Here is a 25284-nt window from a genome sequence, read left to right on the forward strand (position 1 = left end):
TCAGTCCCGCTGATTTCGACTGCGCCGCAACAGATCCTGCACACTGATCTGCTCGTTATCGTCGCGCGCCGCGCGTTTGCCGCTGGAGTCGTCATCGACCTGCGGTTCACGCACCTCGTCGGCGATGCCGCGGTTCATCGGTGAACCTTGGGGTGCATCGGCGGCTGGACGCTTGTCCTCCGGATTGACCGATGCGGCCAACGGTCGACGCCCGGTCTCCTCGAGTGTGGGCCGCCGGCGTAGCGGCGAGTTGCCAGTTGCCGGCTGCGGAGTCGGTGCCTGCGGGGGTGCCGCTGGACGATCCGGCTGGGCCGGTGGTTGAGGCCGGGGCTGTGGTTGCGCCGGCTGTTGTGGCGCAGCCGATTTCGCGTTACCGAGGGAGATGCCCCCCTCGCCGAGACGCCATCGTCCGGTGTCCGGACGTGATTCCCGGCGCTTGTCCCGACGAGATACCACCGGGGCGGCGGCGGGTGGCCGCTGGCCCGGAGTGGGAAGGGGGCCCGAAGGTCCGGTTCCCGGTCCAGGGGGACGGGGCGACGCGGTCGGCGAAGTGCCTTGCGGCCCGCTTTGCGGTGCGACCGACTGGGGGCCACTACCGGTTTGCGGCGCCGGGCGACGGCGCGGAGCTGAGGATGCCTTCGGGCGGTCGGTGACTGGCGTCGTCGAGCGAGGTCCGCCCGCGGCGAAGGCCCTCGTCGGAGCCTCGGCGATCATCGTTCCCGCCGACATCGGTCGGTGAGCGCGCGAGCCGTCGCGGAGCTCGTCAGGTTCGTCGTCGAGTACGGCCTCGCCCAAACCGATCTTCTGCTGCAATTTCTGCATCCACCGCGGTGCCCACCAGCAATCGTCGCCGAGCAGCTTCATCACCGAAGGCACCAGGAGCATGCGGATGATTGTGGCGTCGAGGATCAGCGCGGCGATCATGCCGTAGGCGATGTATTTCATCATCACGATGTCGGATAGGCCGAATGCGCCAGTCACGACAACCAGGATCGCCGCCGCAGCGGTAATGAGACGGCCGGTATGTGCCGTGCCGGTTCGGATGGCTTCGGTGGTGCTGGCACCCTTCTGTCTGGCTTCGACCATGCGGGAGAGCAGGAAGATCTCGTAGTCGGTGGACAGGCCGAACACGATCGCGATAATCAGCACGAGCATCGCCGCGAAGAGTGGACCCGGGGTGAAGTTGGCGATGGTCGCGCCGTTGCCGTCGACAAAGATCCAGGTCAGGATGCCCAAGGTGGCGCCAAGGCCGAGCGCCGACATCAGCCCGGCCTTGATCGGCAGGATCACCGAGCCGAAGGCCAGGAACATTAGCAAGCCGGTGACCAGCACCAACAGTACGATCATCACCGGAAGGCGACTCAACAGGGCGTCGATGGAGTCCTGTGTCAGGGCCGGAGTCCCGGCGACGAACATGGTGGTGCCGTGGGTGTTGATCTCCCGGAGCTTCTTGATCACCTCACCGGCGGTATCGCGGTCTTTCAGGCCTGCCGACATTTGGAGCACACCGAAATTGCCGTATTCACCGGATTCCGCGCCACCGTCGGTCGACGTGCTGAACTGCTTGGTGAAACCGGGAATCTTGTTAGCGTCGTCGGCGATCTGCTGGAGTGCCGCGCTCTGTTCGTCGCTATTCGGGTCGAATGCGATGACCAGCTTGATGCCTTCGGTCCGCTCCGACGGGAACAGTTCGTCGAAGTGTTCCTGCGCCTGGCGGTTTGGATTGTCCGGCGGTAGGTACGCCTCCGAGATACCGCCGAAGGCGATATTGCCGAATGGAATGATCAACGCGAGCAGGAGGAGGACGGTCGGGGCCGCGGTCTTGACCGGATGGCGCATCACCCAGCCGGACAGCTTGCCCCAGAACCCGTCTTCGATTTCCTTCTTGGTGCGGGTACGCCGCAGGAACGGAAGGCTCAGCATGTCGATGCGTGGTCCGAGAATCGACAAGATCGCCGGCAGCACCGTGATCGACAAGATGGCCGCCAGGCTGACCGAGGCGATCGCGCCATAGGCGACCGACTTCAAAAAGCCCTGAGGGAACATCAGGAGACAGGCCAGGGCGGCGACGATAATCGTCGCCGAGAAGGCAACGGTCTGCCCCGAGGTCATCACGGTTCTTCGGACCGCGGCTTTTGTCGAATAGCCTTCGGCTAACTCTTCGCGGAACCGACTGACGACGAACAGTCCGTAGTCGATGGCGATACCCAGACCGATCAGGGTCACCACCGATTGCGCGAAGATATTCAGCTCGGTGGTCTGCGCCAGGAATTTCATGATGCCCAGCGAGCCGGCGATGGTGAGACCGCCGATGAGCACCGGGAGACAGGCCGCAACCACACCGCCGAAGACGAAGAAGAGCATCAGCGCCACGATCGGCAAGGCGATGACTTCGGCGCGGTGAATATCCTCATCCATACCGTTGGCCATGGCTCCGGCTACCGGCTGCAGGCCGGCGAGTTCAAAAGTGGTGCCAGGCATGTCGAAACGGCCGGCGATGTCGTCGAAGGCGGGCTCAACGGCTTTGAAGTTGGCCAGTACGGCGGTGTCGTCATTGCCTTTGATGCCGATACTGATGAAGGCGTGTTGACGATCCGGGGTGAAAAGACGTGCCCGTTTTTGATCAACCGCGGCTTTCGTCGCGGGGGACTGGTCACCTAGATCGAACGGGTCGACAATGCCCGGATCGTTGCGGTCGACCGAGCCGGGATGGGTCGCGACGAGGTCGTCGAGGAAATTCTCGATCTTCGCGCCGAATTCTTCGTTGTCGACATATGTCCCCTTGGGCGGCGTAATCAACAAGATGACATCGGACTTGTGGTCGCGGCCGAGTGACTGATCGGCGAGCTGAGCGCCCTTGACCGATTCGGATGTCGGATCGAACCAACCACTTTGGCTCAGGTGTTTATTGAGGTCCAGACCGTATAGGCCCAGGCCTGCCATGAGGGCGATAAGTACCGCGATGACAGCGAATCGCATCCGGTACACGAATGTGCCGATGGCTCTGAACACTGGAGAGATTTCCTTTCATAAACCTCTGGCCGCGCCGCATATCCGGGGTGATCTCCGTGGAGATCGTCCGGCGGGCTCCCGCGAGTAGAGGGCAGACGGCTCAGTCTTACAGGCGGTCCTGAGCGTCAGCTTAGTGAACGCCCAGGTAGTGATTACCGCAACAATGCCGCCAGAGGTCGGAATGGTGCGAGCCACGCGCCGTCGTCGGGCAGCGAGTCCAGGCCGATCCGCGGTAGCGGTTCCCGGAAGACCGCTGGGATCTCCTCCAGGTCAACAAATTCCAGCTCGTCGCATGTCTGGGCCCAGCTGGCGTGTTCGTGGAATCCGATGACCGTGACCGGAATTCCGTCGGCCGCGATCTGCAACAGCGGCTCGCGAAATGCCTGCCCATCGGCCGATGCGACGATCAACCCGGCCAGCCCGACGGTATGCCTGCGCATTTCGATGTGATCGAGCATGTCGTCGTCGACGTCGGTGTCGTCGGCGAGCTTCGGCTTGGCGAAGACCGCGTAACCGACATTGCGCAGCGCGTCGACCCACGGTCGCACGACGTCGGCGCTACCGGGGACGATGTTGGTGAACACGGTCGCTTCTGGCTCGACGACGACGTCGTCGGCCGCCTGTGCGGACAGCGCTTCGGTTCGGTCGAGTAACCAGCGCCCCAGCGCGTCGAATCGCGGTCGATGCGCCGAAGTCGGGCGGCCTCCGAGAATGGCACCCAGTCCCATATCCATGTTGGGCGCATCCCAGACGAGCAACACGCGGCGCGCCTTGCTATGCCCCGAAATAATCTCTCCGACGGTCATTCTGAACTCCGTTCGGCAGCGGTCGTGACGGCTTCTGCCCTGGTGAAGACGTATTCGGTTACGCTCCGGCCCTCGCGCTCGGCACGCCCTTCAAACTTGGTCGTCGGGCGTTCCAGTGAAATCGGTGCGGCCGATTTCGGTTCGAGTGGAACCACATGAGTCTTCGCTGCGTCTTGATTGTCGAGGACTTCGGTAATCCATTCGGCGTAATCGGCGTGATCGGTGGCGATATGCAATACACCTCCCGGCTTGAGACGGTCAGCCATCAACTCGATGGTGCCTTGTTGCAGCAGTCGCCGCTTGTGATGCCGGGCCTTTGGCCACGGATCTGGGAAGAACACTCGGATACCGGTGAGGCTCGCCGGTTCGATCAATTCGGTGAGCACGATCATCGCGTCACCGCGGATCATCCGTACGTTAGTCAGTCCCTCGCGGTCGATAAGGCCGAGCAACTGGGCCAAGCCGGGTTTATAAACCTCGACCGCCACCACATTGTGCTCAGGCTCGACAGCCGCCATCGCGGCGGTCGAGATACCGGTGCCGCTACCGATTTCCAGGACCGTCGACGCTTCTCGACCGAACCATTCTGTCGCGTTCAGCCGCGGCTCGTCCCCGCCGTCGATCCGCAGGTCACGGCCCATACTTGGCCACAGGGTCACCCAATTGCGCTGCTGACCGGTGGTCAACGTGCCGCGTCGAAAACGAAAGCTGGTCACCCGCGGGTACAGGCGCGCCTGGTCCGCCGGTTCGGCCTCCGACGGCGAAGATTCGGGATTACTCACCAGGACATGATCGCATCATCGGGGGTGAACACTAGTGATCGACGCAGTTGAGGACCTCGCGCGGCGATGGCCGACGGCCGCTCCGATATATCGAAAGCTGATCCGCCCGCTCGACGTCGCGGTGATCGGTATGCCGTCGTCGGGGCGTGCAACGATTGTTCGCGCACTGCATCGGTCGCTGTCGGTGACGGCGGTTGCCGCCGGGCCGTCGACTCTCGGTGCCGACGCCGATATCTCGCTATATCTCCTGGTGGGGAGGGTCCGGGCGGGCGAAGCCGAGGCAATCGCCAGACTTCCTTGCGACCGCCGACTCGTGCTGCTGAATAAGGCTGACGCGTGCGGCCCGCCCGACGTTGTGATCGGTGTTGCCGAACGATGCGGATCGGCGTTGGGCACCGAAGTGCTGCCGGTGAGCGGACTGTGGGGTGCGGTGACGGTCACCTCCGACGACGCCGCCCTGCTGCGCGATATCGCGGCTGGCGAAGCGCTGCCAGCGCGGTTCGCCGCACAATTCGCCGCCGTCGACCCTCGGCGCGCGAATCTGCTCGGCAGAATCGGCCGCCAGGGTGTCGTGGATTGTGTCGAGGAGGTTCGCGCGGGCCGGATTGCGGGGAATCCGCGCGACTTCGATCAGCTACTCCGGCGGCGCAGCGGATTGCGGCAGGTATCGGCGGCTTTCGCGGCGATGGCCGGTCCGATCGCGATATTTCGGCAGGAACGGGCCAGAACTGAGTTGTCGACGCTCGCGGCGGCGGCACCGGGACAGCTGCGCGATGCTGTTGAACACGTCTTGATCGGCGGCCGGAGATGACGCAGCTGGTGCACCAGCAGATCGATGATTTGGTTCAGCGCGCGGCGCGGCTGCTGGGGGGTCGGTCCGGCCCCTCTGCGGCACCGGGGACACGGATCCTGTTCGCCGACGGCGGAGACGGTAGTACGGCAACGGAATTGGCCGCGGCCTGTCGTCGACTCGATACGGCACTCGACGTCGCAGTCGGTGGTGCCGACGACATCGGTGAGGTGATGACGGTCGTCGTGGTCGTCGACGCGGGTTGCGACAACAGCGGTGCCATGCGGACGCCAATGACCCGACTGCTTCGATCTGTTGGCCGAGTCGCGTTGGTGTGCAACAAGATTGACGCCTTCTGGCGGTGGCCTCAGATGCTCGCCGACTATCGGGAAAGGCTCGACCCGTACCACCTGTGTCCGTTGTTCGCGGTGGCGGTCGATGCGCCCGGCGACCCGACGTCGGGCGTTGAGGAATTGGTTGACTGGTTACATACCCAGTCCGCCACTTCCGGTGGCGATACATACCTGCGATCCCGAGCGACCGCGACCGTGGCCGCACTGTCGGCTGTCGTCGCCGACTATGCGGATACCGGCGATGCGCAGGCAGTTGCCCTGCGCCGACGCCGGGCCGCGCTGGTGGCCGACCGTGATCGCGGTCGGGCTGATCGACTGGCGGGGATGCGGGTCGGTCTGATCGCGTGTCGTGGATCAACTGCCGGGCGCGCGCAGTCGCGGCTGCGGGCGTTATCCGCGCAGGCACTCGCGCGCACCGAGACACTTTCGACCCAGCAGGACGCCCGGGGTGTCGGTGACTGGCTCACCGGCGAGGTCAGCAGATGCGAACTGACCGAGATCGCTGGCTTGCGGGCATCGACCGCGCGGCTCACCGCGGTCGCCCTGTTGGGGATCGATACCCGGCAGCGGCGCGTTCTGCCAGTATTGGGTCCGGCCGCATCCGGGCGAGCACTGCCGGCTGTACGCCGTGGCGCCGATGACGCGCTGGTCATGGTGTTCGGTGCCTCGACCGGCCTTGGTAGCGGCCGACTGGTCGCAACCCAGCTCGTGGACGCCGGTCTGGCTGGCTGGGCGAGTATGACGGCGACCGTCGTCGTCGGATTGGCAATGGCCCTGTGGGTGGTGCGCACGCGTCGTCAGGGTGCGCTGCGCGCTGCGATGCGTTCTTGGGTGGCCGATACCTGCGCCGATGCTCGGACACGCATTGAGCAGGCGATATTCGTGATCACGAACGACGTCGAGCCGATGGTGGTGGCGGCGATTTCGCGACACTACGAGCGCGAGGGGCGGCGTGCGGCGCAGGCCGTCGCCGAAATCGACGGGCGATTGCGGAGTCTGCGTCATCGCGCTGAGGCGGCTTCGGAGGCGGTGGCGCTGGGTCGTGAGATCGCCGGATGCCTGGCCCGACAGTGAGTTCGGAGCGAAGTTTTTCCCGGATTGGTGGAACCGAATCGTCGGCTACGGCGTCCAAGTAGCTGTGAAGTTCGATGATTGATTTCGAGGGTATGGATCTGAATGATGAATCCGTCACTGGGCCAACCGATTCCGGCGGCCCACTGTCGGATCACCTGTTGTTGCACGATGCCGGGCGAGTCTGGGACCTGGGTCCGGCGCTGGTCGACAGTGATAACGACGGCATCGCAGACACGCTGACCGCGTCCGGTGGCGACGGGCTGGTGATATTCACCGATAGCGACCACGACGGCGAGGTGGATAAAGTCACGTCGATAGCGTCCGACGGGACATACGAGTCGGTTTCTCGCGACGCCGCCGGTGGGCCCTGGCGCGCGACCGACAGTGGCAGGCTCGGTTAGTGATCGGGGCGAACCGGCGAATGGCCGGAACGCCCACGGGCGATGTGTCCCTGCTCACCCTGTGCACCCGGCTACCTAACGTGCGCTCGGTCCACGTATCCTTCAGATACACCAGCGGCCGATGTGAGTACCGGCAAAGAAACCTCGAGGAGTTATCACATGACCTCAGCGACCATCCCCGGTCTAGATCCGAGTAGTGCACCGACGTCCCATCCAGGATTGTTGGCCTGGGTCGCAGAGGTCGCCGAGCTGACCCAGCCGGACCGCGTGGTTTGGTCCGACGGCAGCGACGAGGAGTGGGCTCGCCTGACTGAACAGCTCGTCGAGGCCGGCACCATCGTCAAACTCAACGAGGATAAGAAGCCCAACTCCTTCCTGGCCAAGTCTGATCCCGCCGACGTCGCTCGTGTCGAATCACGCACCTTCATCTGTTCGAAGACCGAGGAGGGTGCGGGCCCGACGAACAACTGGGTCGATCCGGCAGAGATGCGTGCGAAGCTGACGCCGCTATTCGCCGGCAGTATGCGCGGCCGCACCATGTTCGTCATCCCGTTCTGCATGGGTCCGCTGGGCAGTGACGATCCCAAACTCGGCGTCGAGGTCACCGACTCGGAATACGTTGTGCTCTCGATGCGAATCATGACTCGCGTCGGTCCTGACGTGCTCGCCGCACTGGGCGACGACGGCTTCTTCGTGAAGGCACTGCATTCGGTCGGCGCTCCGCTGGAGCCCGGTCAGGCCGACGTCCCGTGGCCGTGCAACGACGACAAGTACATCACTCACTTCCCCGAGGATCGCGAGATCTGGTCCTACGGTTCGGGTTACGGCGGCAACGCGCTGTTGGGCAAGAAGTGCTACTCGCTGCGTATCGCCTCGGCGATGGCTCACGACGAGGGCTGGCTGGCCGAGCATATGTTGATCCTCAAGTTGATCAGCCCGGAGAATAAGGCTCACTACGTCGCCGCGGCGTTCCCGAGTGCCTGCGGCAAGACGAACCTCGCCATGATCCAGCCGACCATTCCCGGCTGGCGTGCGGAAACCATCGGCGACGATATCGCCTGGATGCGTTTCGGCAAGGACGGTCGCCTGTACGCGGTGAACCCCGAATTCGGCTTCTTCGGCGTGGCGCCGGGTACCAACCACAGCTCCAATCCGAACGCGATGAAGACCATCGAGGCCGGCAACACCATCTACACGAATGTCGCGCAGACCGACGACGGTGACGTGTGGTGGGAAGGACTGGAGGGCGAGCCCGACCACCTGATCGACTGGAAGGGTAACGACTGGTTCCTTCGGGAAACCGAAACCCTTGCCGCACACCCGAACTCGCGCTACTGCACCCCGCTGTCGCAGTGCCCGTCGGTCGCCCCGGAGTGGGACGACCCGGCCGGTGTGCCGATCTCGGCGATCCTGTTCGGCGGCCGTCGCAAGACCACGGTGCCGCTGGTGACCGAGGCGCGCGACTGGCAGCACGGCGTCTTCATGGGTGCGACCGTCGGCTCTGAGCAGACCGCCGCGGCCGAAGGCAAAGTCGGAACCGTGCGTCGGGACCCGATGGCCATGCTGCCGTTCCTCGGCTACCACGTCGGCGACTACTTCGAGCACTGGATCAACCTCGGCAAGAATGCCGACGAGTCGAAACTTCCAAAGGTGTTCTACGTCAACTGGTTCCGTCGCGGCGAGGATAAGCGCTTCCTGTGGCCAGGATTCGGTGAGAACAGCCGCGTCCTGAAGTGGATCATCGAGCGTATCGAGGGCTCCGCCGAAGGTGTCGAGACGCCGGTTGGTATCGTGCCGACGCCGGAAGCACTCGACCTGGACGGTCTGGACACCCCGATCGCCGACGTCGCCGAAGCCCTGGCTGTGAACAAGGACGAATGGCGCGCCGAACTGCCGTCGATCGAGGAGTGGTTCTCCTTCGTCGGTGAGAAACTGCCGACGAGCCTGCGGGACGAACTCGACGGACTCACTCAGCGTTTGAGCTGACCCCCAACTCAATTCCCCCCGAAACTTGGAGAATCGCCCCGTCACGACGAGGGGATTCACCGAGTTCGGGGGGATTTTGTTTCTCGCCAGGGTGATTCGGGGGAAAACCCGGATGGCGAATCCGGCCGCGGTTTGGTTTTCTGGAGGACATGAATCCACGACACTCTGCGAGTGCCCAGACAGTTGCCGCATCTTCCGACGATCTACGAAAGATATACGGGTCTGGCGACACAGCCGTCGTGGCGCTCGCTGGGGTGAGCGTCGAGTTCGGCGCTGGTGAGTTCACCGCCATCATGGGGCCGTCCGGGTCGGGAAAGTCGACGTTGATGCATTGTCTCGCCGGCCTCGACGTCGCGTCGTCGGGCCGGGTGCGGATCGGCGACGTCGAGCTGGTCGGTCTGTCCGACAAGGAAATGACCAAACTGCGCCGTGACCGGATCGGCTTTGTCTTCCAGGCCTTCAACCTGGTGCCGACGCTCACCGCGGCTGAGAACATCACCCTGCCGCTCGACATCGCCGGCCGCGAGGTCGACCAGCAGTGGTTCGATACGGTTATCGGGCGGCTCGGACTGGCCGATCGACTCACGCACCGGCCGAATGAACTTTCCGGCGGGCAGCAGCAACGCGTCGCGTGTGCTCGGGCACTGGTCGGCAAACCCGACATCATTTTCGGCGACGAGCCAACCGGCAACCTCGACTCCCGTTCGTCTGGTGAGGTGCTATCGATTCTGCGCGCGGCGACTGATGAATTCAAACAGACCGTGGTGATCGTGACCCACGATCCACGCGCGGCGTCCTATGCCGATCGGGTGGTGTTCCTGGCCGACGGACAGATTGTGCGTGAGCTGTTCAAACCGTCGGCAGACGATGTCTTCGAAGTGATGAAGAACCTCGACGACGGACCGGCAGAGGCGTCGGCCGCGCCGAATACGCAGAAGTCGGTCGGGCCTTCGAATGAGGCCGGCCAATACAATGTCTAAGTCGGTTATGCGCCGGGTTTCACTACGAAATCTGTCCGCGCACAAGGTTCGTCTGTTCCTCACAGTGTTCTCGGTGGTACTCGGCACGTCGTTCGTCGCCGGATCCATCGTGTTCACTTCGTCGATCTCCGGAGCCTTCAGCAGCATCTTCGATCGAACCGCTCTCGGTGTGGCGGTACAGGTTTCGCCAAAGAACACCCAGTCGTCGGGAGTGCCGAACGCCGTAGTCGAGACGCTGACGAAGGAAAAGCAGCAGCTCGGCATCGACCGGATCGTTACCTCGTACACCGGTCTGGTGACCATTGCCGACGCGTCGGGTAAGGCATTGCAGACCGGTGGCGCGCCGAGTATCGGTACGGCCTACGTGCCGCCGTCGGAGGCGATCAGCCCGGATGACTCTAAGATCATGCCCGGCGGGTCGGGGCCGCAGAACGCCACCGAAGTCGCGATCAACGCCTCGGCAGCGGAGAAGGGTCATCTCAAAGTCGGCAGCAAGACGAAAGTCGTTATCGGACAGGGTGATTCCGCGCCGATGGATGTTACCGTTGTCGGCCTGCTCGATCTACCGACCGACGGAACCGGCGGCTATGTGAATATCCAGTTCGATAGGGAGACGGCCAGCGGACTGTTCTCCGACGGTGAGCATGTGAGTACCGCGAGTATGTCCGCGGTTGCCGGGGTCTCGCCGGATGAATTGGCCAAACGGGTCACCGCGGCGGTCGGCAACGACCAGTTGAAGGTGCAGACCGGCGACCAGGTTCGGCAGGAACAAAAGGATCAGGTTAATCAGTTCCTCGATATTTTCAATTACATCCTGCTGGCATTCGCGGCCATCGGTTTGATCGTCGGAACGTTCATCATCTACAACACTTTCTCGATGATTGTGGCGCAACGAAATCGCGAGCTGGCGCTATTGCGGGCCGTCGGCGCTTCACGGAAACAAGTGTCGCGATCGGTGTTGCTAGAGGCATTCGTCGTCGGAGTGATCGGTGGCGTCGTCGGCCTGGGTATCGGCATCGGCCTGGCCGCGTTGTTACAGGCGGTCGCCGGGGCGACGTCGGGCCTGCCGTCTGGTGGACTGAAGGTGACACCCGCGGCGATTCTGGCCGCCGTCTTCGTCGGTGTGGTGGTGACGATGGTCAGCGCCTGGGTGCCGGCGGCGCGCGCGTCGCGAGTGCCGCCCGTCGAAGCGATGCGGGCCACGCAGACCGAAGGTTCGGCGTCACTGCGGGTACGCACGATCATCGGTGCGATTTGCGCGGTCGCCGGTATCGCGGCGATCGTCGGCGGCTCGACCGGGCAGGGCGTCGGTCCGGTGCTGTTGGTCGGTGGCGGTGCGGCGGTGTTGATCGTCGCCGTGGTCCTCGGAGCGCCCGCGCTGGCGCGGCCGGTGGTCGGCGGTTTGGGCCGAGTGCTTGCGGCGCCGTTCGGCAAAGTCGGCAAGCTGGCTCGGATCAATGCCATCCGTAACCCGAGGCGTACTGCCGCAACGGCTTTCGCGTTAACGCTGGGACTCATGCTGGTCGCGATCATCGGCACACTCGGTTCAACGTTCAAGGGCACCGTCGACGACGCCGTGGATAGTACGGTGACCGCCGACTACATCGTCACCGGCGCGAATAACGCGATGTTGTCGCCGTCTGTGCTGACCACCGTCCGCAAGACAGACGGCGTCGACAAGGCTACGGCGTCGGGTGTGGTCGTCGCCAAAGTCGGGGACCAGACCGTCAACGGCAGCGGCACCGTCGGAGATCAGCTATCGGATGTCGTGAAGCTGACCATGCACGACGGTGCGTCGTCGGCGATTCCCGCCGATGAGATGATCGTCAGTCAGTCGACCGCGCAGAAGAAGGGCTGGAATCCGGGCCGCACGGTCACTTTCACCACCTTCGATGGCAAGCAGGTGCCGGTCAAGGTCGCAGCCGTCTACGACGACAACCAGACCGTCGGCGACTGGGTGTTGGGTCAGGGCGCCTACGAGAAGGTGATGCCCGCTGCGGGCCGGATGATCATCGGCGTATTCCTGACCGCCAAGCCGGGGACCAATCTGGACACGCTACGCACCAACTTAGAAAAGGCGACCACCCCGTTCCTCACCGCGCAGATCCAGACGAAGGAGGAGTTCAAGAGTTCGATCTCGTCGACGATCGACCAGATGTTGACGATTCTCTACCTGATGCTGGGGTTGGCCCTGGTGATCGCGGTACTTGGCATCATCAACACGCTGGCCCTATCGGTGGTGGAACGTAAACGCGAGATCGGCATGCTGCGGGCGATCGGTATGTTGCGTGCTCAGGTGCGCCGGACCATCTACGTCGAATCGGTTCTCATCGCAATCTACGGCGCGATACTCGGCGTCTTGTTGGGCTGCGGTATCGGCTGGACCTTGGCAAAGACGTTGCGCGAGTGGGGCGCTGGGGATCCAGTGCTGCCGTGGAGTCTGATTGTGACGACACTCGTCGGTGCCGCGGTCGTCGGCGTGATCGCCGCGCTGTGGCCCGCGATGCGTGCGGCTCGGACCAAGCCACTGGAGGCAATCGCGGACGTCTGACCCGTAACGGTCGAAACCCGGCCCCCGTTAACCGGAGCAACTTGCTTGGGGAGCGCCTGCTCTGGTTACGGGGACCGGTTTGTGTGGTTAGAAGCCGCGATGCGACTGCAGCGATATGAAGAAACCGTTGCCGGTTCTGTTTCTGCGGCAAGTGATGCCGCTGGTGCGCATCGTGCAGGTCACGCCACCGACGTTGAGGGATTGGCCGTAGGGCAGTACCGGTTTGACGAGGCGTCCGGGGCCGCCGTTAGCGGTAGTGCCACCGACGTAGAATCCCTGGTTGACGCATTTGAACCGACCGTACGCGGGCCCACGATCGAGGGCCATCGCCATTCCGGCCGGTCCCCATTTGCGTAAACACGCACCCTCGGCTGCCGTTGATACATTCGTACGGCCTTGACACCCGACGTCGCCGACGGGCTGGCGTGCGTTGGCCGGGAAGATGGCGCAGGAATATTGTCCGGACGGGGAGTGGAAGTAGTAGCCGCCGGTGTGCGGGTCGGGTCCGAAACCCGCCGCGTTGGCTTGCCCCGGCGGGGAGAGTGCACCGCCGGCCAGAATTGCGAAGGCCATGACTATGACTGCGATCACTTTGTGTTTCATGCTGATGACGTCGTCGGCAGCTGGCGATCGGTTACCGGATTGCCCCAGGTCGTGACAAATGTCAGCCGGTTGAACGATGCCGATCCGACCATGCGGGCGCGGGACGTCGCGATAGGTGATTCCCCCCGGTCACACGCTCCTCTAAGTACAAGATGAGAGACTGGCTTAATGACGCGACCACCGCAGGGGCCTGACGAACATGAGCCGACTCGTCGTCTGGACCCGCTCGACGGAGCGGGTGCGTACGACCAATCGCAGACGCATGCGTATTCCGAGCCCGACCGGCCATATGAGCAACCGGCGGCGACGCAGTATCAGCAGCCGCCGACACAGGGCCACTATTACGACCAGCCCTACACGCAGGGGCAGTCGTATACCGGCGGACAACCACCGGCCGAGCCGCCGCGTAAGACGAACACTGGTCGCACCGTAGGCCTGTCGTTGGCGATCGTGCTCGCATTGATCGTCATCGGATTCGTCGGATACCGCATCGCGAGCGGTGGCGACTCGCCGAATACCGCCGCCGTGCCATCGGAGTCGACGGTGACGACCGATACGCCGTCGGAAACTACCGAGTCCTCGACGACAGAGTCCACGACCGAGTCGACGTCGGAAACTCCCACCTCAACCGATCCGATTCCGGTCGGCCAGGTCACATACCAGATCACCGGCGACGGCGATGTGGTCGGATTGACCTATCGCACCAGTGGTGGCAACCAGTTTGTCGCCACGGCGGGTTCGCCGTGGCAGCAGACCGCCAAGGTCTCGCAGGGACGTGCTGAACTGAATGCCATCGTTATCCGCGGCAAACTGTCGTGCACCATCTCCCGTGGTGACGAGGTCCTGTCGTCCTCGACGAGTGCTGGCGGCACGCTGCGCTGTTCGGCGACGCTGCCGGCGTCGGAGTAGCCCCTACTTCTTTCGAAGCACCACAACGAGATTGGTAGCGGCGATCTCGCGGAGCACTGGTATCCGCAGCATCCACCACAGCCAGCCTGGTAGATAGCGCGGGAACGCGGCGAGAACGTCGGCGTCCGGCTGTCCATTCGCCCAGCGCAACCCCGAGGTCGCTGTGACCGCGAAAAGCGAAGTGCCGTAAAGATTCTTCGGGGGATGTCCGTGTCTGCGCGTATACCACCGTGCCGCTCGGGCGCCGCCGAAGTAATGGGTCAAGCCCATTTCGTGGCCGCCAAAGGGGCCCCACCAGAGGGTGTAGCTCACGATGACAACGCCGCCCGGTTTGGTCACCCGCACCATCTCGTCGGCCATTTGCCATGGATATCGGGTGTGCTCAACGACATTCGACGACAGGCAGATATCCATCGAACCGGTTGCGAATGGCAGCTGCTGCCCGGATCCTCGAACGCTGGCCCGTTGGTCGAGGCCGGCTGCGTGCATCTCGGACGCATCCGGCTCGACCGAAATATAGTGTGCGCCAATGGCCGAGAAGGCGTCGGCGAAATAGCCGGGCCCACCGCCCACGTCGAGTACGACCGCTCCGTCGAGTGCTGCCGGGGTCACGCGCGCGACCAGTTCGGCGGTGTCGAGAGCTAGGGCGCCGTAAAAACGGCTTGGGTCGGATTGTTCGAACCGGAAGTCGTTGAGCAGACCGGCCGATCGGCGCATAGTGGCGTAGCGAGCAAAACGCTTGGCGCCCTTCATCAGTCGACCGGAATCTGATAGACGACGGTCTGTTTCCCGTCGTTGGCGTAGCGGTCGACACTCACCCCGCCAAGCCCCTCCGCGATACGACGGCTCGCGGTGTTCTCCTCGACGACAGGGTAGCGGAACGCGATAATGTCGCTGCGCTGTTCATTGGCCCAGTCACGCGCGGCGGCGACGGCACGGCGGCCATAACCCCGACCGTGGCGGTCCTCCCGAATCCAAATACCGAACTCCGGCACTGCCTCGTCCGCTTGGTGGATACCGACTTGGCCGAGAAACTCACCGCTGACCGGATCGACGATTGCGAACACGAAATCCGTTCCGGCACTTCGTTGGTCTACCCACCGCCGCCAAATCGGCTCGAACGCAGCCATCGAGGCCGGCGGGTCCCACGTCATATACCGGGTCAGGCTCGGCGTCAGATGGGCGAAGGAATCCGCGGCGAACTCCGGGCCGAACCGATACAGCGCTATGCCATGTCGCACGGCGCTCAACTCGGACACCACGTCCGCCACGGTGAACGCTCGCACACCGATCAGGTCGAGGTCGGCCAATCGCTGCGCCGTCACCTGCGACACGGCATCGGAGACGATGACGGCACGGAAATCACGTTCGCTGGCGTCGAAAAGCGTTGCGCGCGGACAGTTCGGGAGGTTGCATCCGGCGACAATTACTGTGTCGCAACCGTTGTCGTGCAACCACCGTTCTAAATCGGTCCGGTAGAAGGCGCTCCAGCGCGGTTTGTACAGCACTATCTCCCGTGGGCCAACCTCCTGCGGCTCACCGCGCAGCAACGATTCGACGTCGAGGTCAACTTCGTGCCGAAGTAATCCGTGCGCGACCTGTGAGCCAGTACTTCCCGGAGCCGCGATCAGCGCACCGCCTTCGACAGCGTCGCGACGTACCGGATCGACGTCGGCGCCACCGGGTGGATATAGGCGAACGACATGCACGATGGGCCGCCCGGCCGCGCGAAACGCGGCGATGAGCCGGTCGAGCGGCTCGACCACCTGTGCGGTACCGGGAATTGTCGACGGCCCATCCACGAAGTCGCGTTGCATGTCGATGACAACCAGTGCGGCGCGATGCCAATGCGGTGCGAGGTAGTCGGGCATGATCTGCAGATCCTATCCGCAGGTACCCTGGTCACCGATGTCGACAAGCTCCGAACACCCCGCGCCAGCGCCGATTCCGGCGCAGGTGCTGCTGCTGTGCTGGCGAGACACCGGCCATCCGCAGGGCGGGGGGAGCGAAATCTATCTGCAGCGCGTCGGGCAACTCCTCGCCGCACGTGGTGCCCAAGTGACATTGTTGACTGCGGCCTATCCAGGTGCTGCCGCGGTTGAGCAGCGCGATGGTATCCGCATTTTGCGCCGGGGCGGCAGGCTCAGTGTTTATCCGCACGCCCTCGCCGCCATTCTCGCCGGGCGTCTGGGGCGCGGACCGCTTGCGGGCTACGAGCCGGACCTGATCATCGATACACAGAACGGCGTGCCGTTCTTCGCGACTCTCGTCTCGGCCGCTCCGACGCTGGTGCTCGTTCACCACTGCCACCGCGAGCAGTGGCCGGTCGCCGGACCGCTACTCGCCCGGCTGGGCTGGTTCATCGAGTCCCGGATCTCACCGTGGGTGCATCGCCGCAATCGCTATCTCACGGTGTCGCAACCGTCGGCGGTTGAGCTCGCCGAACTCGGTGTCGACGCCGCTCGAATCACGGTGGTACGCGCCGGAATTGATCCCGTCCCAGAGATCACCACACCCGTTCCCGATGACGACCTACACCTGGTCACCCTGTCCAGACTGGTGCCGCATAAGCAGATCGAACACGCGCTGGAAGTCCTCGCCGAGCTCCGCAGGAGCCATCCGAGAGTGGTTCTCGACGTAATCGGCAGCGGCTGGTGGGATGATCAACTGCGCACGCGCGCAACAGAACTCGGTGTCACCAATCGAGTCGTCTTTCACGGGCATGTCACCGATCGCCGCAAACACGAGCTACTGGCCGGTGCCTACCTACATGTGATGCCGTCGCAGAAGGAGGGGTGGGGAATCGCGGTGGTCGAGGCCGCCCAGCATCGCGTTCCCACCATCGGGTATCGGCAGGCTGCCGGCTTGGCCGATTCGATCGGCCACGACGAGACCGGGTACCTCGTCGACGGTGTTGATGAACTTGTCAGTGCCACCAGAAAACTCGTCGATGACCCCGCTCAGACGCGCCGACTGGGTGATGCGGCCTACCGTCGGGCTCAAGACTATTCGTGGCAGTCGACCGCACGGGGCGTCATTTCGGCCGCCGCGCTCGCCGCATCCGCGTGGAAGTAGTGATCAGCGCGACCAGTGAGGTGATGACCGCGCCAATCCACACCGCGAGCGCGGCGAGTGCCCCGACGCGGGACGAGATAGATGCCGCTACATCGTTGTGAGGATTGTCGATTCGGTAGAGCGTCAGTGTCGGGCCGCGAAATACCGGGACCACATCTCGTAGGCCCGGTACCGGCTGGGACGCGAGGACCCAGCCGACGCCGAGTGAGCTGACATCAGTGCCATTCGTCAGCGCGCGGTGAATATCGGCCGCCCAGCTCGATCCCTCGTCGATGACGACTCCATCGACGCGCAATTCGCCGGACTCGGCCACCGCCGCACGCACCAGTCGCGAAGTCGGATCCAACGACGGTCCGTCGGTGAAATCGAAGCGGCGCACCGTATCCCCCGGCCAGATGGCTACGGCGCCTGAGTCGGCGGGGATGTGATCGGCCATCGCCAGCCATTCGGCAGGGTATTGAATTGGTGCTACCCGTCCGCCGACTCCCCAGGCGAGGTCGGGCAATGGCGCGACGATCAGCAACACCACCGCGGATATAGCGAAACCCGCTGGTACCCAATGCTTCAGCCAGCTGACGAATGCCGCCGCGGCTATCGCGGCCAACGGCACCGCGAGCATCGAAAACTTCGTAGTATCCCGCAACAGACCGACGCCGCCGATTGACTCGGTCAGCCATTTCAGTATCGACGAACCCGGCCCGCCAGCGACACAGACAATGGCGAGCAGTGTGCCGGCGGCCAATCCCGCCGCGATCCACACGGTAGGTCTCGACTCAGGATCTAGCGTGTGGCGCATCCGCCACAGCCGCCAAATACCCACCGCTACAACGGCAATGAACAGTGTGGCCGCTATCGGCGCCCAGCCGCTCTGACGGCTCGGGGGCACCGCGTCGGCATTCCAGATACCGCCGAGACTCAGCGCGGTCAGAACTCGGCCGAGTCCAGTTTCAGCACGTAATGCGAAAGTGGACACCGAGATTCCCTGCGCCGTGGTGATCGATGTACCCGCAATGGTCGAAACAAGCAGCGGCAGCGCGCCGATCGCGATCGGAATCGCGCTTAGTATCGTCGCGCCCCATCGCCGTCGAACTGCCAGCGGAATCGACAGTGCCACTAGTACACCCGCCGTCGCGATCAGCCATCCCGATGGGGTCAATGCCGACACCAGCGAAGCGGTAAAGAGGATCGCCCAGGCCCGGCGTGTGTCGTGCGAATTGTCGGGGGAATCCAGCGACTCCCGGATCCGCAACGCGGACAGCAGAATCCAGCCCAGGGCCGCATATGCGGTGAATAGACTCCAATGCCCCTGTAGGAGGCGTTCTGCCACAAAGGGATTCCAGACCGCGATGATGGATGCGGCTGCGGCGCCGGTGCGACCTGCGCCGGGCACCACCCGCCCGGCAAGCAGACCGTAGCCGGCACCGGCCAGTAGCAGCGACACGGTGAGGATCGCGACGACGATCGCACCGCCGTCGAACATGGTGGACAACAGGGCAATAGTGCCGTCTTGCGGTACCGCGCGCGGGGGATTGCCGCCGATGCCCAGCGTCGTATCGGTCAAATAGGTTCGCGGCGTCGACACCGCGTCGCGATACAGCAGATAGCCCGGGCGCCAGAGTGGTGCGACGATCGCGACCGTTGCCAGCGCGGACACCAGCCAAGCGGTGAACACGATGCGACGGTCGGCCATATCGTCGATTGTCCCGCAGGGGTGAATATCCCCGCGCTCGGCATCAATACTCTTGACGTCATGTCCGCTCCCACCGCCCGTACCACCGCGCATGCGCTGGGCTGGGTCACCGCGGGGAGTATGACCGCCAACGCATGTGCCTATCTGGTGCATCTGCCGGCCAGTCGATGGTTCAGCGAAGCTGAGTATGGCGAGTTCGCCGTCGTTCTTGCCTGGCTGCTGGTGGTCGCAGTGCCGGCGTTGGCCTGCCAGGCGGTAATCGCCCGCGAAGCGGTCCGGGGAGTATCGGATGTTGCGTTACGTCGTTTCGGACTGCGTTTGACCGTGCTGGTCGCAGTCGCCGCGCTGCTGGTGGCGCCACTGGTCAGCATCGTCGCCGACGTCGGGTTGGGCGTGGTACTCCCCGGTGTGCTCATCGCGCCGATGCTCACGCTCATCGCCACCGGACAGGGGATCTTGCAAGGTCGTTATCGGTTCAGAACGCTCGGCGTCGTGCTTGCTATTACGGGAGTGCTGCGGTCGGCGCCGATGGTCGCGGGAGTCGCGGCCGGACTGGGCGTCGGCGGCGCGCTGTGGGCCGGCCTGGTCGGGGCGGCGATCGCGGCGGGAATCGTGTGGCTGGCCAGTCGCAGTGTGGTACCCCCTGGACCAGATGCCGGTATACCCGCGGTGTGGACCGTCGTCGCGGCATCGCAGGTACAACTCGCGCTGGTCGTGGCGTCGTCTCTCGATCTACTTATCTCGCGGACCGCGCTCAGCGAAACCGATGCGGGTGTTTACGCGGTTGGCGCGGTAGCTCTCAAAGTCGCGTTCTGGTTGCCGCAGGCGGTCGGTGTGGTCTTCTATCCGAGGATGGCCGACGTCCGGCATACGCGGCAGTCGGTACGCGGGGCGCTCGTCGTGGTGAGTGCGATCGGCGCGGTACTGATCGTCGCGGCATTGGCGGGTAGTGGTGTCGTGCCGCTTGTCGTCGGCGCGAAGTATGACGCCGTGGTCGGTGTGCTGTGGCTGTTCACCTACACCGGCGTCGCGCTCTCGCTGTTGCAGGTGCTGCTGCTCGCGACGATCGCGGCGCGCCGGACGCGCTGGTCACTGATCGCGTGGCTGGTGATCGCCGTCGAGGCCGTGGTGATCTTGCTGGCCGTCGATTCCGTCACCGGGCTGATTACCGTCGCCGCGATCGCTGCCACCGTGTCGACGTTCGCCTACGCGGTCACCTTCAGGTTCTGGGCGCCGGGAGCGGAGCGAGCGGGCCCGACCAACCGGGCGCCGGGAGCGGAGCGAGCGGGCCCGATCGGCTGGGCGCCGGGAGCGGAGCGAGACGACGCCGGCGATCAGCGCGAGTACGCCGAGCAGCCCGGTGATCAACGGGACGATCCGGCCCCAGACGGCCTGCGGCCGTGATTGTGCCCGCGCCGCGTCGGTGAGCTCCTTCCGGGTCGGCTCGTCATACCTGAATGACGCGACGAGACTTGGCAATCGGATGCTGGCCAATGCCGCATTCGTGCCGGGATCGACGATTCGGTACTCCTGCGTGACGGTGAATTCGGCGTCGATGACGATGCCCGTCTTGGGGTCCACCGAAAGTGACCAACTGCCGCCGCGGTGTAATGCGGCCGTCAACGGCGTCGATGGTGCCACGCCGTCGAGTGGGCCGAACCATCGTGCCGGTCGAGTGATCAGAGTTCCCGGTTCTGGTCTCTTGTCGACGCCGTAGTGGGTCGACAGGTCAGTGTCGGGGACGTGGGCGGTGAATCGGGTGGCGTCGAGGCCGTTGACGTTGGCGTCGCCGTCGGCGCGCAGCGGAACTGAGCGTCGGGTCGCGACGTCGTAGAAGGACCGGCCGGACGCCGGATCGCGGGGAAATACGTACGTCACGCCCGCGCGCGCGCTGAGCGGCACGGGCGCGCGGTTGCTGTCGTATTGGACTTCGGAGAGGGGGTTGGCGACGGGCTCAGCAGTGCGACGGTCGAGTGTGACGCGATCTTTGAATGCGGTGACCGTTGGGTTGTCACAGTCGCCGGCCGCCTTGTCGCCGGCCACCCGGACCGACGTTCCGGCTTGCAGCGTCACGCGGTCGGCGTCGGCCGGCCGTACCGCGACTACCCGTTGACCGGTCAATAAATCGCCCGTGCGTACCGCCGCCGTCGGGGCGTCGAGTGCGCAGGCGTCGAGGAATTTGGTGTCCGAGGTCGACGTCGCGACGACGGTGAAGTCGGTATCCAATGACACCTTGCGGAGTCTGTCCACCAGAAACGTCGGCGCCGCGACGGTCACGGCCAGGAGGAACGCTGCGAGGAAGATCAGTGTCGGGCCGATGAGGTCGCGCGTGGAGAAGCGGCTGGACGCGGGCGTCGACATAGTGGCGAGGGTAGTGGGTAGATTGGCTCACGATGTCTGTGCCCCGCTTCTATCCGCAACTCGAAGGTATGCGCGCCGTCGCGGCGCTTGGTGTGCTGTCAACGCACGTCGCCTTCCAGACCGGCGAGGTGCGGACCCCGGTGCTCGGTCCGGTCCTCGGTCGCCTCGACCTCGCCGTCGCCCTATTCTTTGGCTTATCGGGGTTCTTGTTGTGGCGACCGTATGTCGATGCCGCGCACGGTGGTCCGCGCCCGGATGTGCGGCGATATCTGACCCATCGATTTGTGCGGATCTGGCCGGCGTATGTGGTGGTCGTCGTCGCGGTGCTGACGCTGTTACCTGAGGCGCGTAACGCCGACGTCGTGGTGTGGGCCGCGAATCTCACTCTCACTCAGATCTTCGTGCCGCTTTCACTGACCGCCGGACTCACTCAGATGTGGAGTCTGTCGGTTGAGGTGGTGTTTTACCTGTTGTTGCCGATCATTGGGCTGGCGATGACCAAATTCTCGGGATCTCTTGCCCGGCAACGTATTCCGGTGCTCTGCGCATTTATCGCGCTGACCCTGAGTTGGGGTCCGGTCGCTTCGGTGTTGCCGACCCAACCGGGGCTGGAGCCGAAGAACTGGGTGATCGGGCATCTTCCGTGGTTCGGGGTGGGATTGTTATTGGCTGAACTCGTCGGACGGGTCAACCGTGGCGAGCCGCTACCGCGAGTGTTGGACACGCTCGTCGAGCTGAGTCGCCGTCGCTGGCTGATGTTCGCGGTGCTCGTCGTGGCCTACGGGCTTGCTTGTACGCCGCTGGCCGGTCCGACCGGGCTCGGCGCGGTGAATAGCGGACAGTTCGTCGTCAAGATCGTTCTCGGGGCGTTGTGCGGTTATGCGATCTTGGCCCCATTGGTCTTGGCCGACAGCGCCTTTGGCTTCCTCGAATCGCCGGTGATGCAGGCGCTCGGGCGGTGGTCCTATGGGATTTTCATCTGGCATGTCGCGGTGTTGGCGGTGGTCTTCGGGCTATTTGGCATCCTGCCGTTCGGCGGATCGACGGTGCTGGTGTGGGTTCTGACGGTGATTCTCAGTGTTGGAGTAGCTGCCGCGAGTTACGCATTCATCGAGGAGCCCGCGCGGGCCAGGCTGAGATCTGCTGGAACTGTCCCCGTGGCGCGAGCAGGCGCTATATAGCTGCCTGCTCGCACCGGGGGACATTTTCACTGAGCTGCGAGGTGTGCGTACCAGCACACCAGCTCATACGCGATATGCGACGCGGCGATACTGGTGATCTCCGCGTGATCATATGCCGGCGCCACCTCAACGACATCGGCGCCGACGAGGTTCAGGCGTGTCAGCCCGCGCAGGATTTCCAACAGCTCCCGGCTGGTCAGGCCGCCAGCTTCGGGAGTGCCGGTGCCGGGGGCGTGGGCTGGATCAAGTACGTCGATGTCGATGGAGACATACACCGGACGGTTGCCGACGCGCTCTCGCAGAGCGTCGATGATCTCGTCGACACCACGCCGAAAGACGTCGGCACTGGTGTAGATGCCGAAACCGAAGCGCCGATCGTCCTCGAGGTCTTTGTGGCCGTAGAGCGGTCCTCGGGTGCCCACATGACAGATGGCCTCGGTGTCGAGCAATCCTTCCTCCACGGCACGACGAAACGGTGTGCCGTGGGTATATTCGGCGCCGAAGTAGGTATCCCAGGTATCTAAGTGGGCATCGAAGTGAATAAGCGCGACTGGGCCGTGCACCGCGCAGGCGGAACGCAATAGGGGCAATGCAATGGTGTGATCCCCACCGATGGTGACGAGTTTGACTCCGCTGCGGGCGAATTCGCCCGATGCCTGTTCCAGGGTGTCCAGCGCATCGACGATGTTGAAAGGGTTGATCGACGCATCGCCGGCGTCGGCCACCTGCAGATTCGCGAAGGGTGAGATATCACCAGCCGGGTTGTAGGGCCGCAGTAGTCGGCTGGCCTCGCGAATACCAGCGGGACCGAAGCGAGCCCCCGGCCGATAGGAAACCCCACTGTCGAATGGGACCCCCATCACTGCGACGTCGACACGCTCGACCTCATCGAGTCGGGGCAACCGCGCGAAGGTGGCCGGGCCGGCGAAACGTGGCATCAGCGACGAGTCGATCGGCCCCAGGTGTCCACCCTCGATGATGCGCGGAGTCTGGAGGGCGGGATGGTGAATCTTCATATGCGAATGCCTCCTGCGGGCTAGTCGAGTTCTACCGGAGCGATGTCGTCGTAGACGTCGCCGGGGCCTGGATTGTCGGCGGTGGTATGCCCACCGAAGTGAGTCATGATGCCCCACAACGCATTAAGGGCTGTCTGGACAGCGCCCTCGGCCCAGCCCGCCGTCCACGACACATCGTCGCCGGCGAGGAAGAAGCCCCGGAACTCGGCAGGCAGTCGATCTTGCATGAAATGGGTGTAGAGGCGTCGTTGATAGCGGTAGTGGCCCGGCAGGTTGGCCTTGAACGCACCCATGAAATCGCGTTCGGTCTCCCACGACAGCGTGACCGGGGAGGCGATGACGTGACTGCGGATATCGACGCCGGGATAGATCTCAGCCAGTGACTTGAGCATCAGGTCCATCCGTTCGACCGCGTCGAGGGGAAGGAGTTTGAGCGAGTCGTCGGCCCAGGTGTACGACAGGCAGATCAGGCCGGGCCGATCGTCGCCGAAGTCGAGAAGGTAAGTGCCACGGCTCATTCGGTCGGTGAGGGTCATGCTCATCACCTCGCGGCCGGTCCGCGGGTCGATATCCTTCCAGAATGGGCGGTCGACGAGAACGAAGACCTTCGACGACCCCATGTAGTGGGTCCGCTCGATTGCGGTCCAGTGATCGATTGGCAGCAGTCGTTCATCGGTCCGAATGGTGTTGAGCAACATCCAGCCCTGTCCGGTGAATACCGCGGCGTCGAATGTGTCGATCCGGCCGGCGGAGTCGGTGACGGTGACCTTGTCCGGATGCGTTCGCCGCAATTCGACGACGCGTGGTCGGGTGACGCCGTCTTCGTGGAGTGATCGCACCGACGTACCCGTTGGCCAGTAGGCCGCGCCGTCGACGGATGTCGACCAAAGCCGTTGGGGGAGTTGACTGGAGCCTCCGACGATGCCGCGGTGATGATCGTCTGAGGCGGTACACACGACGCGCAGGATTTCCAGGATGGAATTGGGGAAGTCGGTATCCCAGCCGCCGGTTCCGAATCCAACCTGCCCGAAGATCTCGCGTAGCGCGAAGCTGCTGAATGCCTCGGATTGGCAGAGAAATCCGTAGAAGGTGGTGTCGTCGTGGCGGTGAACGAGATCGGACCAGATGGCGCGAATTGCGGCGACGTCGCGTGTGCGGATGGCCGCACCGAGTTCGGAGGCGCGCGCGTACTCGTCAAGGGTGCGATTCCAGGCAGCGGAGACATCGGTGTAGATGGTGGGCAGGTCGTCGAGAATCCGGGCGAAATGCTTGCGGCCCTTGAGATCTATCACCGTGCTCGGCGTCGCCTCCGATAGCGGGTTGGGGAACGGAGTGGTCTGCAGCCCCAGTGTGTCGAGGTAGTGAAATAGCGTCGTCGACGACGGTGGGAATCGCATCGCACCCATCTCTGCGGTGATTCCCGGATGTCCGTCGAATGCGACCGACCGCATCCGACCGCCGATCTGGTCGGCCTCGTATACGACCGGCCGCAAACCCATGCGGACCAACTCATGTGCGATCAGGGTGCCCGATAATCCGGCGCCGATGACCGCGACCCGAGTGCCGTGCGCGTGCTCGGGGACCGACCCGATTCCGGCGGCGCTGGTTACGTAATCGTCGTAGGCGAAGGGGAAATCGGGGCCGAACATTGTCAGGGGTGTCGAATCGTCGTCACCAATAGCGTCGGGAGCAATGGGTATTGACATCGATGACT

The 25284-nt window shown here is 64.0% G+C and carries 19 protein-coding genes and 2 pseudogenes; 10 read left to right on the top strand and 11 right to left on the bottom strand.

The features are described 5' to 3' along the window. From AAFP29_RS01190 to trmB, 3 genes are all read right to left on the bottom strand, one after another. Nucleotides 1-3012 (bottom strand): MMPL family transporter, encoded by a 3012-nt coding sequence (locus AAFP29_RS01190; RefSeq protein ID WP_419215471.1) that lies wholly within the window; start codon nt 3010-3012, stop codon nt 1-3. Between the two features lie 152 nt (nt 3013-3164). Continuing rightward, a complete protein-coding gene (locus AAFP29_RS01195) occupies nt 3165-3818 on the bottom strand; it encodes an NYN domain-containing protein (RefSeq protein WP_419215472.1) in 654 nt (217 codons plus the stop codon). Continuing rightward, the gene (trmB, locus tag AAFP29_RS01200) at nt 3815-4603 is read right to left on the bottom strand and encodes a tRNA (guanosine(46)-N7)-methyltransferase TrmB (protein WP_419216316.1); all 789 of its coding nucleotides are present in this window, start codon (nt 4601-4603) and stop codon (nt 3815-3817) included. The genes AAFP29_RS01195 and trmB overlap by 4 nt, the downstream gene beginning before the upstream one ends. A gap of 31 nt (nt 4604-4634) precedes the next feature. On the opposite strand from trmB, the gene AAFP29_RS01205 reads away from it, so the two are divergent. The 6 genes from AAFP29_RS01205 to AAFP29_RS01230 all read left to right on the top strand — a co-directional run bounded on the left by AAFP29_RS01205 (nt 4635) and on the right by AAFP29_RS01230 (nt 12735). After that, a complete protein-coding gene (locus AAFP29_RS01205) occupies nt 4635-5411 on the top strand; it encodes a hypothetical protein (protein ID WP_419215473.1) in 777 nt (258 codons plus the stop codon). Further along, nucleotides 5408-6817: a hypothetical protein gene (locus AAFP29_RS01210; protein ID WP_419215474.1), complete on the top strand. Its 1410-nt coding sequence runs from the start codon at nt 5408-5410 to the stop codon at nt 6815-6817. Before AAFP29_RS01205 ends, AAFP29_RS01210 begins: the two co-directional genes overlap by 4 nt. Nucleotides 6818-6891: 74 nt before the next feature. Beyond that, on the top strand, nt 6892-7218 hold the full coding sequence (locus AAFP29_RS01215; RefSeq protein WP_419215475.1) for a DUF6802 family protein: 327 nt from the start codon (nt 6892-6894) through the stop codon (nt 7216-7218). Between the two features lie 159 nt (nt 7219-7377). Continuing rightward, on the top strand, nt 7378-9204 hold the full coding sequence (locus AAFP29_RS01220; RefSeq protein ID WP_419215476.1) for a phosphoenolpyruvate carboxykinase (GTP): 1827 nt from the start codon (nt 7378-7380) through the stop codon (nt 9202-9204). A gap of 149 nt (nt 9205-9353) precedes the next feature. Further along, nucleotides 9354-10184, top strand: a complete 831-nt coding sequence (locus AAFP29_RS01225; protein WP_419215477.1) for an ABC transporter ATP-binding protein — start codon at nt 9354-9356, stop codon at nt 10182-10184. Then, nucleotides 10177-12735 carry an ABC transporter permease gene (locus AAFP29_RS01230; RefSeq protein ID WP_419215478.1) on the top strand — a complete coding sequence of 853 codons (2559 nt, stop codon included), beginning with the start codon at nt 10177-10179 and terminating at the stop codon, nt 12733-12735. The genes AAFP29_RS01225 and AAFP29_RS01230 overlap by 8 nt, the downstream gene beginning before the upstream one ends. An 87-nt stretch (nt 12736-12822) precedes the next feature. On the opposite strand, the gene AAFP29_RS01235 is transcribed toward AAFP29_RS01230, so the two are convergent. Continuing rightward, nucleotides 12823-13338, bottom strand: a complete 516-nt coding sequence (locus AAFP29_RS01235; protein ID WP_419215479.1) for a hypothetical protein — start codon at nt 13336-13338, stop codon at nt 12823-12825. Nucleotides 13339-13506: 168 nt separating this feature from the next. Here AAFP29_RS01235 and AAFP29_RS01240 point away from each other — a divergent pair, with 168 nt between their 5' ends. Beyond that, the gene (locus AAFP29_RS01240) at nt 13507-14247 is read left to right on the top strand and encodes a hypothetical protein (protein ID WP_419215480.1); all 741 of its coding nucleotides are present in this window, start codon (nt 13507-13509) and stop codon (nt 14245-14247) included. Nucleotides 14248-14250: 3 nt separating this feature from the next. Here AAFP29_RS01240 and AAFP29_RS01245 read toward each other — a convergent pair whose 3' ends face one another. The 3 genes and pseudogenes from AAFP29_RS01245 to AAFP29_RS01255 form a co-directional block, all read right to left on the bottom strand. Continuing rightward, a complete protein-coding gene (locus tag AAFP29_RS01245; protein WP_419215481.1) occupies nt 14251-15000 on the bottom strand; it encodes a class I SAM-dependent methyltransferase in 750 nt (249 codons plus the stop codon). After that, nucleotides 15000-15518 carry a GNAT family N-acetyltransferase gene (locus AAFP29_RS01250; protein ID WP_419216317.1) on the bottom strand — a complete coding sequence of 173 codons (519 nt, stop codon included), beginning with the start codon at nt 15516-15518 and terminating at the stop codon, nt 15000-15002. Before AAFP29_RS01250 ends, AAFP29_RS01245 begins: the two co-directional genes overlap by 1 nt. Further along, a pseudogene (locus AAFP29_RS01255) lies at nt 15492-16118 on the bottom strand (cysteine hydrolase family protein); the annotation flags it as partial. The gene AAFP29_RS01250 and the pseudogene AAFP29_RS01255, both read right to left, overlap by 27 nt. Nucleotides 16119-16155: 37 nt before the next feature. On the opposite strand from AAFP29_RS01255, the gene AAFP29_RS01260 reads away from it, so the two are divergent. Then, complete coding sequence (locus tag AAFP29_RS01260; protein WP_419215482.1) at nt 16156-17322, top strand: glycosyltransferase family 4 protein; 1167 nt, start codon at nt 16156-16158, stop codon at nt 17320-17322. Here AAFP29_RS01260 and AAFP29_RS01265 read toward each other — a convergent pair. Beyond that, nucleotides 17282-19012, bottom strand: coding sequence for a hypothetical protein (locus AAFP29_RS01265; RefSeq protein ID WP_419215483.1), 1731 nt, complete (start codon nt 19010-19012; stop codon nt 17282-17284). The two genes, AAFP29_RS01260 and AAFP29_RS01265, sit on opposite strands and share 41 nt — an antisense overlap. A gap of 60 nt (nt 19013-19072) precedes the next feature. Between AAFP29_RS01265 and AAFP29_RS01270 the strand changes: the two genes are divergently transcribed. Continuing rightward, on the top strand, nt 19073-20416 hold the full coding sequence (locus tag AAFP29_RS01270; protein ID WP_419215484.1) for a lipopolysaccharide biosynthesis protein: 1344 nt from the start codon (nt 19073-19075) through the stop codon (nt 20414-20416). On the opposite strand, the pseudogene AAFP29_RS01275 reads toward AAFP29_RS01270, so the two are convergent. Continuing rightward, nucleotides 20393-21373: pseudogene (locus AAFP29_RS01275) on the bottom strand (DUF3068 domain-containing protein); the annotation flags it as partial. The gene AAFP29_RS01270 and the pseudogene AAFP29_RS01275 overlap by 24 nt on opposite strands. Nucleotides 21374-21405: 32 nt before the next feature. Here AAFP29_RS01275 and AAFP29_RS01280 point away from each other — a divergent pair. Beyond that, a complete protein-coding gene (locus tag AAFP29_RS01280) occupies nt 21406-22554 on the top strand; it encodes an acyltransferase family protein (RefSeq protein ID WP_419215485.1) in 1149 nt (382 codons plus the stop codon). Nucleotides 22555-22580: 26 nt separating this feature from the next. Here the strand turns inward: AAFP29_RS01280 and speB are convergent, their stop codons facing one another. Both speB and AAFP29_RS01290 read right to left on the bottom strand, forming a co-directional pair. Continuing rightward, entirely contained in the window at nt 22581-23570 is a 990-nt protein-coding gene (speB, locus tag AAFP29_RS01285; protein ID WP_419215486.1) for an agmatinase, read from the bottom strand. A 20-nt stretch (nt 23571-23590) separates the two neighbouring features. Then, nucleotides 23591-25276, bottom strand: a complete 1686-nt coding sequence (locus AAFP29_RS01290) for a flavin monoamine oxidase family protein (RefSeq protein WP_419215487.1) — start codon at nt 25274-25276, stop codon at nt 23591-23593. Nucleotides 25277-25284: the final 8 nt, after the last annotated feature.

This window comes from Gordonia sp. CPCC 205333 (genome assembly GCF_048537885.1).
Lineage (GTDB): Bacteria > Actinomycetota > Actinomycetes > Mycobacteriales > Mycobacteriaceae > Gordonia.